Raw genomic sequence first — 14,487 nt, 5'->3', positions numbered from 1 at the left:
TCTTGCGAGGGGGGAATTGCAGGTGCAAGGGGTGGGAGTTCGGTGCTGCGTATCCATGTCTCCGGATGGGACCTTTCCAGAGTGCGGATGGCCTCCGGGCCGGACGCGCTGTGGGAGACCATTCTCAGCTTTCACCGGCTGAGGGACCGGAGGGCTTCCGCGGTCTTCGGGAAATGGCGCACCGAAACCCGCCCACGGTTGAGCGGTGAAGTACGTCTGCTGTCCGCGGTGGTCCCGCAGCGCGGATATTTTCCCGACTTCCTGACGCCTTCTCAGGAAAGCGCCGAACCGCTCGGACTCGAAGCCGGAATGGAAGCCGTGCGCGCCACTCCGCCCGAGCGCCTGCGCGCCGAGATCGCCCTCCTCGGGGACCCCGGGGCGCGGCGGGCCGCCCGCCTGGACCCCCTGCGCGAGGGTGGCGCCGAACCCCTGGGCCGGCTCGTCGCCGCCTTACGGGACTACCACCGCGCCGCCGTCGAGCCGTACTGGCCGCACATCCGCTCCGCCGTCGAGGCCGACCGGGCGATCCGGGGCCGGGCCCTCCTGGACGGCGGTGCCGACGAACTGCTCGCCTCGCTGCCCCCGGTCATCCGGTGGCGGGCGCCCGTCCTGGAGGCGGACTATCCCGTGGACCGCGAACTCCACCTGGACGGGCGGGGGCTGCTCCTCCAGCCGTCCTACTTCTGCCGGGGCACCCCCGTCGTGCTGCGCGACCCCCTGCTGCCGCCGGTCCTGGTCTACCCGGTCGTCCATCGGGCCGCGCCCGCCTTCGCCGACCCGGGCCCCTCGCTCGGCCGGCTCCTCGGGCAGACCCGCTCCACGGTCCTGCGGGCCATCGGCGACGGCTGCACCACCAGCGAACTGGCCCGGCGCGCCGGGGTCTCCCTCGCCTCGGCCAGCCAGCACGCCTGCGTCCTGCGCGAGGCGGGGCTCGTCCACACCCTGCGGCACGGCAGCTCCGTCCAGCACACCCTGACCCCGCTGGGCGGCTCGCTGCTGAGGGGCGGGGCGCCGGTCGCGGTTTCCTGAGCCGGTCCGCGCGGAAAGGATCTGCGGCCCGCACCGATGAGTTCCGGGCGGCCCCGGCGTCTACCTGTCGAGAAGACGCACACCGAACCAGAGCACGAGAGAGCGAGACGGCCATGCCCCAGATGATCTTCGTGAACCTGCCGGTCAAGGACCTGGAGACGTCGAGGAACTTCTTCACGAAGCTGGGCTACTCCTTCAACCCGCAGTTCAGCGACGAGCGCACCGCCTGCCTCGTCATCAGCGACACGATCTTCGCGATGCTCCTCCAGGAGGAGCGCTTCAAGGACTTCACCAAGAAGGACATCGCCGACGCGTCCGCCTCCACCGAGGTGATCCTCGCGCTCAGCGCCGACAGCCGCGAAAGGGTGGACGAGCTGACCGACGCGGCCCTCGCCAACGGCGGATCGCCCGCCAACGAGCCGCAGGACCTCGGCTTCATGTATGGACGCTCCTTCCAGGACCCGGACCACCACATGTGGGAGGTCGTCTGGATGGACCCGTCCTCCATCGAGGGCTGAGCTACAGCCCCGCGTACGTCACCCCGGTCAGCTGCTCCGAGGCCACCCACAGGCGTTCGCCCGCCACGTCGTCGCGCGTCCAGACCGCCCGCCAGGACGGACTGGGCGCGCCGCGCCAGCCCAGCACCCGGGGGCCGGTGAACGAGTCGGGGCGCACGCCCGGCGCGGTGGCCGCGTACAGCGTGGGCAGGGCCCCGGCCGACGCGGGCTGGGCGACGACGCGGTTGGCGAGGCTCATGACCCGCTCCGCCGCCCTGCGGTCCTCCATCCGGGCCGCCGCCGCCTGGAGGTTGGTCGAGGCGTAGCCGGGGTGCGCGGCGGCGGCGACCAGTCCGCTGCCGGCCGCCGCCAGCCGCCGGGCCAGCTCGTGGACGAAGAGCAGGTTCGCGGTCTTCGAGCGGCCGTAGGCGGTCCAGCGGCGGTAGCGCCGTTCGCTGTTGAGGTCGCCCATGTCGATGTTGCCCAGGGCGTGCAGCCCGCTGGAGACGCTGACGATTCGGGCGCCCCCGGTGGCCAGCAGCTTCGGGAGCAGCAGCCCGGTGAGTGCGAAGTGCCCGAGGTGGTTGACGCCGAACTGGGTCTCGAAGCCGTCGGCGGTCCGTCCGTACGGCAGGGCCATCACCCCGGCGTTGTTGACCAGCAGGTCGAGCCGGTCCGCCCGGAGGCCCTTGGCGAACGCGCGCACGGAGGACAGGTCGGCCAGATCGAGCGGGACGAACTCCACGTCCGCGCCGCGCACCGCGTAACGGATGCGGGCCGCCGCCTCCTCGCCCCGCCGCTCGTCGCGGCAGGCGAGCAGCACCCTGGCCCCGCAGCGGGCCAGTTCGCGGGCGGTGATGAGCCCGATGCCGCTGTTGGCCCCCGTCACCACGGCCGTGCGGCCGCTCTGGTCGGGTATGTCGCGCGCGCTCCAGCCCTGGGTCATGGATCAAGCGTACGACCGGGGACACGGATGACCGGAAGCACCCGTTCGGGGGTACTTCCGGCCGTCTCCGCGTGGGCGGAGGCGCTCAGTCCGCGCGTACCTCGAAGACCGGTACGGAGACCTCGTCGTCGTCCAGGCAGGCCCCCGTCGCCAGGTCGAACCGCTGCTTGAGCAGGGGCGACGCGACGAACGGCTGCCCGCCTTCCGAGCCGACCAGACCGCGTGAGAGGACGTAGGCCCCGGTGAACGGGTCGCGGTTGTCGATGGCGTACGTCCGCCCCGCCCGGTCCAGGAAGAGCGCGACCTGCCGGCCGTCCGGGAGGAGGGCGGCGACCCCGCGGCCGGGGGTCAGCAGCGAGCGGTCGCACACCGTGAGCCAGCCGTCCGCGGCGGCGAGCCGGACGGTCCGGGTGTCCTGCGCGGTCTCCAGCGTCTGCGTGGTCATCAGGAGGCGGTCCCTTCAAGAGTGCGGATGGCGAGAACCGGGCCGGCGAGGATGTCCAGGTCCGGCTTGACCTGGTCGCGTTCCGGGACGAACTTGACCGACGGATCGGGCGCGTCGGGCGCGTTGACGAAGGTCACGAACCGGCGTAGCCGCTCGGGGTCGTTGATGGTCTCGGCCCACTCGTCGCGGTAGCCGCGCACGTGGTCGGCCATCAGCCGCTCCAGCTCCTCGCAGAGCCCGAGCTTGTCGTGCACCACGACGTCCCGGACGTGCTCCAGGCCGCCGTCGATGCGCTCCAGCCAGGCCGAGGTGCGCTCCAGCCGGTCCGCGGTGCGGATGTAGAACATCAGGAAGCGGTCGATCAGCCGTACCAGTTCGGCGTCCGACAGGTCCTGGGCGAGCAGGTCGGCGTGGCGCGGCGTGGCGCCGCCGTTGCCGCCCACGTAGAGGTTCCAGCCGCCGGCCGTGGCGATGATCCCGAAGTCCTTGCCCCGGGCCTCCGCGCACTCCCGGGCGCACCCCGAGACCGCCGACTTCAGCTTGTGCGGGGCGCGCAGCCCCCGGTATCGCAGCTCCAGGTCGATCGCCATCTTCACGGAGTCCTGCACGCCGTAGCGGCACCAGGTCTGCCCGACACAGGACTTGACCGTGCGCAGCGACTTGCCGTACGCGTGCCCGGACTCGAAGCCCGCGTCGACGAGCCGGGTCCAGATCAGCGGCAGCTGGTCGACGCGGGCGCCGAAGAGGTCGATGCGCTGACCGCCGGTGATCTTGGTGTAGAGGCCGAAGTCGCGGGCCACCTCGCCGATCACGATCAGTTTGTCCGGGGTGATCTCGCCGCCGGGTATGCGCGGCACGATCGAGTACGAGCCGTTGCGCTGGAGGTTGGCCAGGAAGTGGTCGTTGGTGTCCTGTAGGGCCGCCTGCTCGCCGTCCAGGACGTAACCGCTGGCGCCGACGGTCGGGGCGAGCGAGGCGATGACCGAGCCGACCGCCGGTTTGCAGACCTCGCAGCCGTCGCCGCCCCGTGCCTCCTCGCGCCCGTGGGAGTCGAGGAGGTCCGCGTACGAGGTGATGCGCAGGGTGCGGACGATCTCGTACAGCTCGCTGCGGGTGTACGCGAAGCATCCGCACAGGCCCGCGTCCGCGCTCTGCGGGAGCAGCTGGCCGATCACCTTGACGCAGCTGCCGCAGCCGGTGCCCGCCTTGGTGCACTTCTTCACCTCGGGGAGCGTGGTGTGCTCGCAGATCGCGCCCTTGGTGACGTTGTGGCAGGAGCAGATCACCGCCTCGTCGGGCAGCGCGGAGGGGCCGAGCGCCACCGGGCCGCCCGCCCCGGCCGGGAGCACCAGCTGCTCGGGGGTGACCGGCAGCACGCTCCCGGTCATCGGGCGCAGCGTGCCGTACTGGTCGGCGTCGCCCACCAGGACCCCGCCCAGCAGGGTGCCGTCCGCCGCCATCACCAGCTTCTTGTAGACGCCGGAGCGGGCGTCCGAATACACCACGTCGAGGCAGCCCTCGGCGGTGCCGTGCGCGTCGCCGAACGAGGCCACGTCCACCCCGAGCAGCTTCAGCTTGGTCGACAGGTCGGCGCCGGTGAACGCGGCCGCCTTCCCGGCGATCACCTCGGCGGCCGTCAGCGCCATCTCGTAGCCCGGCGCCACCAGCCCGTACACCCGGCCGTCCGAGGCGAGCGCGCATTCGCCGATGGCGAAGACCGCCGGGTCGGAGGTCCGGCACTCCTCGTCCACGACGATCCCGCCGCGCTCCCCGACCGCGAGCCCGCAGTCCCGGGCCAGCTGGTCGCGCGGGCGCACCCCGGCCGAGAACACGACCAGGTCCGTGGCCAGCGCGGACCCGTCGGAGAGCGCCATCCCGTTCACCGCGCCGTCCTCGCCCGCGGTCACCTCCTGCGTACCGACCCCGGTGTGCACGGTCAGGCCCATGTCCTCGATGGTGCGCAGCAGCGCCGCGCCCCCGCCCTCGTCCACCTGGACGGGCATCAGCCGGGGCGCGAACTCCACCACGTGCGTGTCCAGGCCGAGGCCCTTCAGCGCGCCGGCCGCCTCCAGCCCGAGCAGCCCGCCGCCGACCACCGCGCCGGTCGTCGCGTTCTTCGCGTACTCCTCGATGGCGAGCAGGTCCTCGATCGTGCGGTAGACGAAGCAGCCGGTGCTGTCCTTGCCGGGGACCGGCGGCACGAACGGATAGGACCCCGTGGCCAGCACCAGCGTGTCGTACGCGAAGACCTCGCCGGACCGCGCGGTGACCGTACGGGCCGCGCGGTCCACGGCCACCGCCGGGTCGCCGAGCCGCAGTTCGAAGCCGTGCCGCTCCATGAAGCCGTCCTCGACCAGCGACAGCTCGTCCGCGGTCCTCCCCGCGAAGTACGAGGTCAGCTGGACCCGGTCGTAGGCGGCGCGGGGCTCCTCGCACAGGACGACGACCCGGGCGGTCCCGGCGGCGCCGGTCAGACCGCGCTCGGCCAGGGCCTCCAGGAAACGCTGGCCGACCATTCCGTGCCCGACGACCACGAGCGTCGGCACGGCGGCAGGGCCTGAGGTGGGGGCGGTCGGGGGAGTGGACACCGGCATCTCGGGGCCTCCGTCGTCGGTGAGCAGATTCGGCAGGGCCACAGGCGCCGGGCCTGTGTGCTCATGACCGGAAGCGTGTCCGGGCGGTGTTACCCGGCCGGTTCCCCGCTGTTTCCCGGGAGGAACCTTGCGCTCAGCACCCGCCGAAAAGGGCTGTGAGGCGGCCGGCGGAGGCCGGAAAAGGGGCGTTGTCCTGCGGAAACCTCAGAGTTGGCTCAACTTTCCCGGTGCCGCCCCGGAACGGTTGGACGGTGCACGCATCCTCTCCATAGGGTCGCGCTCATGCCGGACATCACTCTGACCACCCTGGTCGTGCTGTGCCTCGCCGCCGCCGCGGCGGGCTGGGTCGACGCCGTGGTCGGCGGCGGCGGACTGCTCCTGCTGCCCGCGCTGCTGCTCGGTCTGCCGCACCTGCCGGCCGCGCAGATCCTGGGTACCAACAAGGCGGTCGCCATCGTCGGCACCTCGGGTGCCGCCGTCACCTACGCGCGCAAGGCGCCCGTGAAGGTGGGCACGGCGGTCCGGATCGGGCTCGCGGCCCTGGCCGGGTCGATGACCGGTGCCTTCTTCGCCGCCGGGATCAGCAGCGAGGTGCTGCGGCCGGTGATCATGGTGGTGCTGCTGGCGGTCGCCGCGTTCGTGATGCTGCGGCCCCAGTTCGGCCGGTCCGCGGGGGAGGGCGTCCCGCCGCAGGTCACCCGGGCCCGCAGGATCACCGCGATCGTCCTGGTGGGCGGCGGCATCGGCCTGTACGACGGGCTGTTCGGACCCGGCACGGGCACCTTCCTGGTGCTCGCCCTGACCGCCGTGCTCCACCTCGACCTGGTCACCGCGTCGGCGACCGCGAAGATCGTCAACGTCTGCACCAACGCCGGGGCGCTCGCGATGTTCGCCCATCAGGGCAACGTCCTGTGGCAGCTGGCGGCGCTGATGGCGGTGTTCAACCTGGCGGGCGGGCTGCTGGGCGCGCGGATGGCGCTGCGCAAGGGCAGCGAGTTCGTGCGCGGGGTGCTGCTGGTGGTGGTGTTCTCGCTGGTGGCGAAGCTCGGCTTCGACCAGTGGCAGAGCTGATTCCTCGTACGGCGGGGCTCAGCGCACGTCCGTGAGGTGGGCGTACGCCACCACGTTCCCCCGGTAGCCGGTCGCGTCGGAGTAGCCGCCGCCGCAGGTGATCAGGCGCAGCGAGGCATGCTCGGAGGCGCCGTAGACCCGCTGGTCGGGGAAGTCGTCGTTCTCGTACACCTCGATCGCGTCGAGCGTGAAGACGGCGGTACGGCCGTCCTGCCGGTCCACCTCGACGGTGCTGCCCTTCTTCAGTGAGCCCAGGTCGTAGAAGACCGACGGCCCCTCCGCGTTGTCGACGTGCCCGGCGACGATCGCGGTGCCCTTGGCGCCCGGCGGCGTGCCGTCCTTGTACCAGCCGACGATGTCCGTGTTCCCGGCCGGCGGCACGTCGAGGCTGCCGTCGGCCCCGAGCCCGAGCCGCATCATCGGCGCGTCGACCCGGATGCTGGGAATCCGGATGCGTACGGGCGCGGAGGGGCGCAGCGGCTCGGCGACCGGGGAGCCAGGCAGCAGGGCGGGCCCGGCCGCGAACGCCTGGGCGGCGGCCGGGCCCGGCGGGGTGAGCCGGGTGCCCGCGCCGTTCTGGATCAGCCAGACACCGGCCAGCGCCACGACGACGAGCAGCCAGCCCTTGGCCTTCTGGGACACGGTGGTCCTCCGGGGTGCGGGAACGGAAACGGTCCCGTCCCGGTGGCGCGGGGCCACCGGGACGGACACCGGGCGGTACGGAGGGGTGGATGCCTCCGTCAGCCGGCGTCCCGCGTGCCGCTCGCCCGGCGACGCAGGAGCCAGGCTCCGCCGACGGCGGCAGCGGCGAGTACGCCGGCTCCCGCCGCGATCTGGGTGGTGTCCGGGCCGACGCTGCCGCCGACTCCGGTCTTCACGTGCCCCGAGGGGGCGGTGGGCGCGGCCGATGTGCGGTGCCCGGAGGGCGTCTCACGCCCGGACCCGCTCTCGTCCCAGTCGGACGACCCGGTCGGGCGGCCGGTGGGGGCGGGGCGCTCGGTGGGCGTGGAGCGGCCGGCCTCGGCGGGGGCGGGGGCGTCCGGGACGAGGCCGGAACCGGCGGCCTCGGCGTCGAGTCCGTCCAGGCCCTCCGTGTCCTCGTCGCCGCCCAGCCCTCCGATGCCGGAGAAGTCGTACGCGGGCGAATCGGTGGCGCCCGCGGTGTCCTCGGCGTCCTCGTCGCGTGAGGAGCCGGCGGCCTTCACCTCGATCTCGCCGGTGGCCTTCTTGCCGTTCGCGCAGTCCACGCCGATGCCGTACGACCCGGGCGCGACGCCGCCGGGCACCCGGAAGGAGCCGGCCAGGGCCTCTTCGAGGGAGGCGGGTGCCAGCGGGAACTCCGGAGCGTCCAGTGCGCTCGCGTCGCCGGTGGCCGTGCTGTCGCCACCGCAGGCCGTGGTGTCCACGGTGACCGTGGCGCCCGGCGCTGCGCTGGCGGGGGTGATCGTCAGTGGCGCCGCCTCGTCCCCGTACGCGGACGGGGCGGCGGCGCTGAGGCCGAGCGCGGCGGCGGCCAGGGCCGCGGCGGCGGTGCCGGTCACGAGTCGGGCAGGACGGCGCATGGGGGTTTCCTCCGAGCAGGGGGCGCTGGCGGGTGTGTCCTGGCTCCGAGCCAACAGCCGGACCGGCCCTCATGCCTGCTGACACCAAGTCAGCTCTCACCCGTACGGCCCGGCGCGCCCTCCTTGCCAAGGTGTGTCGTCGCAGGTCACGGGGGTGAGGGTGGGTAGGGTGCGCGGTTCGCCGCACCCTGGTGCCGTTCGGGTGACGGGCCCGCCGGGCAATGTGGCGCACATCACATGAGTGAGTGGCTGCTGAGCGGGAACACGCATCACAACCCCCCACGGGACGGTGTGCACAGCCGCCCCCGGCCTCCGCCCCCTCCGGACCTCTCCCCCCTGGGCCCGGAGGGGGCGGATTGCGTCAGGGCCACCCGGCGCGGGCCCCGGCCACCCGGTCACCGGCGGCCGCGCGTGCGCCCCCGCGGGTCAGACCGCCTCGCCCGGTGCCGCCTCGTACGCCGCCGCCAGCCGCCTCATCAGCTCCGCGTCGACCGTGAACGCGGTGCCGTCGATCCGGGCGACCGGGGCCATGCCCAGCGAGTTGGTGAGGAACGCCGACCGGAACGCCCCGAGCCCGTCCAGGGTCACCGGGCGGCGCAGCGACGTCAGGCCGGCGCCCGGGAGCTCGCGTTCCAGGACGCCCATGGCCACGCCGGAGAGGGCCGGGGCCTGCGGCCAGGTGATCGCTTTCCCGTCCCAGAAACCGATGTTGGTGAACGCCCCCTCGGTCACCGAACCGTCGGGCAGCGTCAGCAGCGCGTCGTCGTAACCGGCGCGGCGGGCCAGGTTCGCGTGGTAGGTCTGGCCGAACTCGCCGGGCCGCTTGAGGTGCGGGGCGGTCCGGGCGAACGGGACGGACATCAGGCTCTTCGGCCCGGGCTCCATCCCGCCCGGTTCCCGTACCGTCACCATCACGGTCGTCGCGGTGCTCCCAGGCGGCAGATACGCGTGCACCCGCACCGAGGCGTCCGCCGCGCCCGCGCCCGCCAGCGCGTGCCGGATCAGCCGGCGCACCAGGTCCCCGGCCAGGGGGAGTCCGAACAGCTCGCGGTTGGCCGCGTCCAGCCGGGCCAGGTGCAGATCCAGGCCGCGCACCCGGCCCTCGCGTACCTGCATCGCCGTGAAATGGCCGTAGTTGAAGAACAGCGCCCGGCTCAGATCGTCCTCGGTGGCGGGCCGGCCGTCGAACTCTGCGTACGGGAGGGCCGCCGCTGCTGGAGTCGTCATACGGCCACGGTATGCGGCCGCCGCCACCCGGCGGGAGGCGTGTTCCCGGCCGCGCTTGACCTCAACCATGGTTGATGTACGAACGTCTTCGCCATGGACCTCACCACCGCGGAATCCACCGCCACCGCCCTGCCCGCGACCGCCCCCCTCAAGGTGGCCGTCATCCTCGCCAGCAACCGCGAGGGCCGGTTCGCCCCCGTCATCGCCGACTGGTTCCTCGCCCACGCCGACGCCCATCCCGCGATCGGGACGGACGTGGTCGACGTCGCCGCCCTCGATCTGCCCACCGCCCTCTCCTACCGCCTGGAGCCCGGGGCCAGGGAGGTGCTGGCCGGGGTCTCGGCCCGGCTGGCCGAGGCGGACGCCTTCGTCGTCGTCACCCCCGAGTACAACCACTCCTACCCGGCGCCCCTGAAGAACCTCATCGACTGGCACCGCGACGAGTGGCAGGCCAAGCCCGTCGCGTTCGTCTCCTACGGCGGGGTCTCCGGCGGGCTGCGCGCGGTCGAGCACCTGCGCCAGGTCTTCGCCGAGCTGCACTCCGTCTCGATCCGCGACACCGTCTCCTTCCACAACGCCGGCGCCCAGTTCGACGACGAGGGCAGGCACCGCGACCCGGCCGGCCCGGACGCGGCCGTGAAGACGCTGCTCGACCAGCTCGTCTGGTGGGGCCGCGCGCTGCGGGAAGCGAAGAGGGCCCACCCGTACGGCGGCTGATGGCGCGGCGGGCGGCGGCGGCCCACAATCGTGGAGCAACCGCCGACCGCTGCGAGGAGACGCCGAAGTGAGCACCACACCGGCATGGCTGACCGTTCTGACCACGACGGACAGCGAGGAGAAGGCCAGGGAACTGGCGCGGGGAATGGTCGAGGCGCGGCTCGCCGCGTGCGTGCAGATCTCCGCGCCCGTCACCTCCGTCTACCGCTGGCAGGGCGCCATCGAGGCCACCGAGGAGTGGCAGCTGTTCTGCAAGACGACGGCCGAGCGGTACGAGGAGCTGGAGGCCCACCTCCAGGAGGCGCACGACTACGACACCCCGGAGATCATCGCCCTGCCGGTTCTCCGGGGCAGCGCGCGCTATCTGGGCTGGGTCTCCGCCGAGACGGCCCCGGTCACCTCGGTCTGAGGGGCGGTCAGCGGGAGGCCGCCGCCAGCGCCTCGGCCACACCCCGTTCCCGCGGGCCCAGGAAGTGCGGGTCGGGCTCGAACAGGGCGTCGAGCGCCGCCTTCCCCGCCGCGAACACCTCCCGCGTCCCGCCGTAGTACCAGGTGACGTCGTGCTTGGCGTCCACCCCGACCCCGTACGCGTCGATCCCCGCCGCCCGGCACAGCGCGAGGGCCCGGCGGATGTGGAAGCCCTGGCTCACCAGCACCGCCCGGTCGACGCCGAAGATCTTCTTCGCCCGCACGCACGAGTCCCAGGTGTCGAAGCCCGCGAAGTCGCTGACGATCCGGTCGTCCGGCACGCCCTTCCGGACCAGGAAAGCCCGCATCGCGTCCGGCTCGTCGTACTCCACGCGGCTGTTGTCCCCGGTCACCAGGACGACCTTCACCTTGCCGTCCCGGTAGAGCGCGGCGGCCGTCCGCAGCCGGTTCGCGAGGTACGGGGACGGCTTCCCGTCCCACAGCCCCGCCCCGAACACCACCGCGACCTGCCGCGCGGGCACGTCCTCGACGGTCCTGATCCGGGCATCGGCCACCACATGCAGCCAGGCCGCCGGGGCGAGGGCCAGCACACACGCGGCCATCAGCCCCTGCACCGCCCGCCGTTGCCCCCGGCGGGTCCTCGGCACCCGGGGCCGCAGCCGGCGGACGGCCCTCAGCAGCCGGGCGCTCCGCGCCCGCTCACCCTCCGGCGTCCGCCGCATCCGTACCCTCACGTGCCCCGCCCTCACTCGCCCGCCCCTGCCGCCGGGGCCGAGCAGCCCCTGCCCTACTGGACGTTCCGAAGGCCGAAAGGGTTCTCGGACCGCGCAGGACCGCCCGCGTACCATCGGGCGATGTCGCTTCCACGGTTGATCGCCTCCGATCTCGACGGCACCCTGCTGCGCGGTGACGGCTCGCTCTCCCCGCGCACCCTGCGCGCCCTGCGCACCGCCGAGGAGGCCGGGGCGGAGATCGTCATCGTCACCGCGCGGCCGCCCCGCTTCGTGGACCGGCTCGCCGAGGCCACCGGCCTCGTGGGCACGGCGGTGTGCAGCAACGGCGCGCTCGTCTACGACATGGCGAGCCGCAGCGTCGTCTCCTCGCAGATGCTGTCCCTGTCCGTCGCCCAGCAGGTCGCCACCGCGCTCTCCGACTCCGTCCCCGGCGTCGGCTTCGCCCTGGAGACCGGCAACCAGGTCTTCTACGAACCGGCCTACCGGCTGCGCCTGTCCGAGGACGAGGGCGCCGAACTCCCCGTCGCGTCCCTCGCCGAGCTGTGGCTCACCGAGGCCCCCGTCACCAAGCTCCTCGCCTGGACAGAACAGCTCGACGCGGACACCCTGCTCGCCGCCGCCCGCCAGGGGGCCGGCGACACCGTCCAGTTGACCCACTCCGGCGGGCACGGGCTGCTGGAGATCAGCGCACCCGGCGTCACCAAGGCCGGCGCGCTCTCGGTGCTCTGCGCCGAGCGGGGCATCGAGGCGGCGGACGTCATCGCGTTCGGCGACATGCCCAACGACCTCACCGTCCTCGCCTGGGCCGGTACGGGCTACGCCATGGCCAACGCCCACCCGGCGGTGCTCGCCGCCGTGCCGACGCACGCCCGGACCAACGAGGAGGACGGGGTGGCCCAGGTCATCGAGCACCTGTTCGCGGCGCGGGGGAGGGGCTGAGGGAGAGGGCGGGCCCGGCGGCCTGCGCGCCCCCGTGAGCCCGCCACCCCCGCGCTTCCCGCGTGAGCCCCCGGAAAACCTCCGTGACCGCCATGCAACGCCCCGGCAACGTGCGTCCGCCACCATCACCTCATGCACCGCATCCGGCACCTCCCCCCGCCCGGCCCCGCAACCCGTCCGGCGTCCGCCGCCCCCGCCCTGGTCGCCGTCGCCCACGGCAGCCGGGACCCCCGCACCCCGCGCGCCGTGGCCGCCCTCCTGGACCGGGTCCGCGAACTGCGCCCCGGGCTCGACGTCCGCCTCGGCCACATAGAGCTCAACGCGCCGCTCCTGCCGGACGCCCTGCACGCCCTCGGCGCCGGCGAGGCCGTCCTCGTACCGCTGCTGCTCGGGCGCGGGCACCACGTCAAGCACGACATCCCCGCGTCCGTCGCCGCCGCCACCGCCCTGCGGGCCAGGGTCGCCGCGCCGCTCGGGCCGCACCCGCTGCTGGTGGAGGCGCTGCACGACCGGCTCACCGAGGCCGGCTGGCACGCCTCGGAGCGGGGGAGCGCCGTCGTCCTCGCGGCCGCCGGGTCGCGCGACCCCGAATCGGCGGCCGACGCCCGGCACACCGCGCTGCTGCTCGGGGAACGGCTCGGCGGCGTGCCCGTCGTGCCCGCCTACGCCTCGGCCGCCTCGCCCACCGTGCCCGCCGCCGTGCGCGCGCTCGCCGCCCGGGGCCACCGCCGGATCGCGGTCGCCTCCTACTTCACCGCGCCCGGGCGCTTCGCCTCGGCCGCCGCCGCCCACGCGCCGTGGATCGCCGCCGCGCCGCTCGGCGCCCACCCCGCGCTGGCCCGGCTGCTCCTGCACCGCTACGACCAGGCGCGCGCGGCCGGAGCGGCCCCGGACGGCATACCCGTGCACACGCGCTTCCCGGCCTCCGCCTGACCCGTCCTGTCGGTGCGGCGGATTACTGTCGGACCCATGAACGGCACGGACGGCACACAGCACCCCGGTACGGCCCCCTACGGACCGGCCGACGCCGAGCGCTGGGACCCCGAGCCGGACAAACGGCCCGGCCGCACCGCCTTCCAGCGCGACCGCGCCCGCGTGCTGCACTCCGCGGCGCTGCGCAGGCTCGCCGGTAAGACCCAGGTCGTCACGCCCGGCACCCGCGGCCCCGCCTGGGACGCCAGCCCGCGCACCCGGCTCACCCACTCCCTGGAGTGCGCCCAGGTCGGCCGCGAGCTCGGCGCCGCCCTCGGCTGCGACCCCGACCTGGTGGAGGCGGCCTGCCTCTCCCACGACATGGGACACCCGCCTTTCGGCCACAACGGCGAGCAGGCGCTCAACGACTTCGCGTCCGACTGCGGCGGCTTCGAGGGCAACGCCCAGTCGCTCCGGCTGCTCACCCGCCTCGAACCCAAGCGCTTCATCCCCGACACCCGCACCGGCGACCTGGTCAGCGTCGGCCTCAACCTCACCCGCGCCGCCCTCGACGCCGCCACCAAGTACCCCTGGCCCCGGGGCGCCCACCCCACCGACCCCGGCTCGCCCAAATTCGGGGTCTACGAGGACGACCTGCCGGTCTTCCAGTGGTTCCGCGAGGGCGCGCCCCGCGACCGCAAGTGCTTCGAGGCCCAGGTCATGGACTGGTCCGACGACGTGGCGTACTCCGTGCACGACTTCGAGGACGGGCTGCACGCGGGGCACATCGACCCCGACTGCCTGGAGGCCGAGCCGGAGCGCCGCGACATCTGGGACGTCGCCATCGGCCGCTACGTCCCCGCCGGCACCGACCCGCAGGAGCTCGCCGACGCGCTCGACCGGCTCATCGCCCAGGAGTGGTGGCCGCACGGCTACGACGGGTCCGCCGTCGCCCAGGCCCGCCTGAAGGACGCCACCAGCCAGCTGATCGGCCGCTTCTGCCTCGCCGCCGAGACCGCCACCCGCCAGGGGCACGGCACCGGACGCCTCACCCGTTACGCCGCCGAACTGGTCGTCCCGCGCGCCACGCGCAACGAGTGCGCGGTGCTCAAGGCCATCGCCGACCGCTACGTGATGCAGCGCGCCGAGCAGGAGGAGATCCGCGCCGACCAGCGCATCGTCATCGCCGAGCTGGCCGCCGCGCTCACCGCCCGCGCCCCCGAAGGGCTCGAACCGCAGCTGCGCGCGCTGTACGAGTCGGCGCCCGACGACCGCGCCCGCAAGCGGGTCCTCGTGGACCAGATCGCCGCCCTCACCGACGCCTCAGCCCGCACCCTGCACGCCCACCTCGGCGGAGCACCCGGCCGCCACCGGGAGTGACCTGA

General features: G+C 73.8%; 15 protein-coding genes. 8 read left to right on the top strand and 7 right to left on the bottom strand.

Annotated elements, in window-relative coordinates; translation table 11 throughout:
* Positions 1–42: 42 nt before the first annotated feature.
* Together ACZ6C6_RS03345 and ACZ6C6_RS03340 are read left to right on the top strand one after the other, a co-directional pair.
* Positions 43–1,029 carry an ArsR/SmtB family transcription factor gene (locus ACZ6C6_RS03345; RefSeq protein WP_469198578.1) on the top strand — a complete coding sequence of 329 codons (987 nt, stop codon included), beginning with the start codon at positions 43–45 and terminating at the stop codon, positions 1,027–1,029.
* Positions 1,030–1,142: 113 nt separating this feature from the next.
* Complete coding sequence (locus tag ACZ6C6_RS03340) at positions 1,143–1,547, top strand: VOC family protein (protein ID WP_469198576.1); 405 nt, start codon at positions 1,143–1,145, stop codon at positions 1,545–1,547.
* 1 nt (position 1,548) lies between these two features.
* Here the strand turns inward: ACZ6C6_RS03340 and ACZ6C6_RS03335 are convergent, their stop codons facing one another.
* The 3 genes from ACZ6C6_RS03335 to nirB all read right to left on the bottom strand — a co-directional run bounded on the left by ACZ6C6_RS03335 (position 1,549) and on the right by nirB (position 5,511).
* The gene (locus ACZ6C6_RS03335; protein ID WP_469198574.1) at positions 1,549–2,472 is read right to left on the bottom strand and encodes an oxidoreductase; all 924 of its coding nucleotides are present in this window, start codon (positions 2,470–2,472) and stop codon (positions 1,549–1,551) included.
* An 85-nt stretch (positions 2,473–2,557) separates the two neighbouring features.
* Positions 2,558–2,917, bottom strand: a complete 360-nt coding sequence (nirD, locus tag ACZ6C6_RS03330) for a nitrite reductase small subunit NirD (RefSeq protein WP_469198572.1) — start codon at positions 2,915–2,917, stop codon at positions 2,558–2,560.
* Entirely contained in the window at positions 2,917–5,511 is a 2,595-nt protein-coding gene (gene nirB, locus ACZ6C6_RS03325) for a nitrite reductase large subunit NirB (RefSeq protein ID WP_469199311.1), read from the bottom strand. Before nirB ends, nirD begins: the two co-directional genes overlap by 1 nt.
* 282 nt (positions 5,512–5,793) lie before the next feature.
* Between nirB and ACZ6C6_RS03320 the strand changes: the two genes are divergently transcribed.
* On the top strand, positions 5,794–6,582 hold the full coding sequence (locus ACZ6C6_RS03320; protein ID WP_365679917.1) for a sulfite exporter TauE/SafE family protein: 789 nt from the start codon (positions 5,794–5,796) through the stop codon (positions 6,580–6,582).
* 18 nt (positions 6,583–6,600) lie between these two features.
* Here the strand turns inward: ACZ6C6_RS03320 and ACZ6C6_RS03315 are convergent, their stop codons facing one another.
* From ACZ6C6_RS03315 to ACZ6C6_RS03305, 3 genes are all read right to left on the bottom strand, one after another.
* A complete protein-coding gene (locus tag ACZ6C6_RS03315; protein ID WP_469198570.1) occupies positions 6,601–7,224 on the bottom strand; it encodes a class F sortase in 624 nt (207 codons plus the stop codon).
* Between the two features lie 98 nt (positions 7,225–7,322).
* Positions 7,323–8,144: a hypothetical protein gene (locus ACZ6C6_RS03310; RefSeq protein ID WP_469199360.1), complete on the bottom strand. Its 822-nt coding sequence runs from the start codon at positions 8,142–8,144 to the stop codon at positions 7,323–7,325.
* A gap of 426 nt (positions 8,145–8,570) precedes the next feature.
* Complete coding sequence (locus tag ACZ6C6_RS03305; protein WP_469198568.1) at positions 8,571–9,371, bottom strand: aminotransferase class IV; 801 nt, start codon at positions 9,369–9,371, stop codon at positions 8,571–8,573.
* A 93-nt stretch (positions 9,372–9,464) separates the two neighbouring features.
* Between ACZ6C6_RS03305 and ACZ6C6_RS03300 the strand changes: the two genes are divergently transcribed.
* Both ACZ6C6_RS03300 and cutA read left to right on the top strand, forming a co-directional pair.
* On the top strand, positions 9,465–10,088 hold the full coding sequence (locus ACZ6C6_RS03300) for an NADPH-dependent FMN reductase (protein WP_469198566.1): 624 nt from the start codon (positions 9,465–9,467) through the stop codon (positions 10,086–10,088).
* Positions 10,089–10,155: 67 nt separating this feature from the next.
* Complete coding sequence (gene cutA, locus ACZ6C6_RS03295) at positions 10,156–10,497, top strand: divalent-cation tolerance protein CutA (RefSeq protein ID WP_469198564.1); 342 nt, start codon at positions 10,156–10,158, stop codon at positions 10,495–10,497.
* A gap of 7 nt (positions 10,498–10,504) precedes the next feature.
* Here the strand turns inward: cutA and ACZ6C6_RS03290 are convergent, their stop codons facing one another.
* Positions 10,505–11,239 (bottom strand): SanA/YdcF family protein, encoded by a 735-nt coding sequence (locus ACZ6C6_RS03290; protein ID WP_469198562.1) that lies wholly within the window; start codon positions 11,237–11,239, stop codon positions 10,505–10,507.
* A gap of 132 nt (positions 11,240–11,371) precedes the next feature.
* On the opposite strand from ACZ6C6_RS03290, the gene ACZ6C6_RS03285 reads away from it, so the two are divergent.
* From ACZ6C6_RS03285 to ACZ6C6_RS03275, 3 genes are all read left to right on the top strand, one after another.
* Positions 11,372–12,190 (top strand): Cof-type HAD-IIB family hydrolase, encoded by an 819-nt coding sequence (locus tag ACZ6C6_RS03285; protein ID WP_469198560.1) that lies wholly within the window; start codon positions 11,372–11,374, stop codon positions 12,188–12,190.
* Between the two features lie 132 nt (positions 12,191–12,322).
* Entirely contained in the window at positions 12,323–13,123 is an 801-nt protein-coding gene (locus tag ACZ6C6_RS03280) for a sirohydrochlorin chelatase (RefSeq protein ID WP_469198558.1), read from the top strand.
* A 36-nt stretch (positions 13,124–13,159) separates the two neighbouring features.
* Positions 13,160–14,482: a deoxyguanosinetriphosphate triphosphohydrolase gene (locus tag ACZ6C6_RS03275; RefSeq protein ID WP_469198556.1), complete on the top strand. Its 1,323-nt coding sequence runs from the start codon at positions 13,160–13,162 to the stop codon at positions 14,480–14,482.
* The last annotated feature ends 5 nt before the right edge of the window (positions 14,483–14,487 follow it).

This window comes from Streptomyces sp. NPDC041814 (assembly GCF_055590565.1).
Note: the sequence above shows the minus strand (reverse complement) of the source record. Positions and strands in the feature narration are given on the sequence as shown.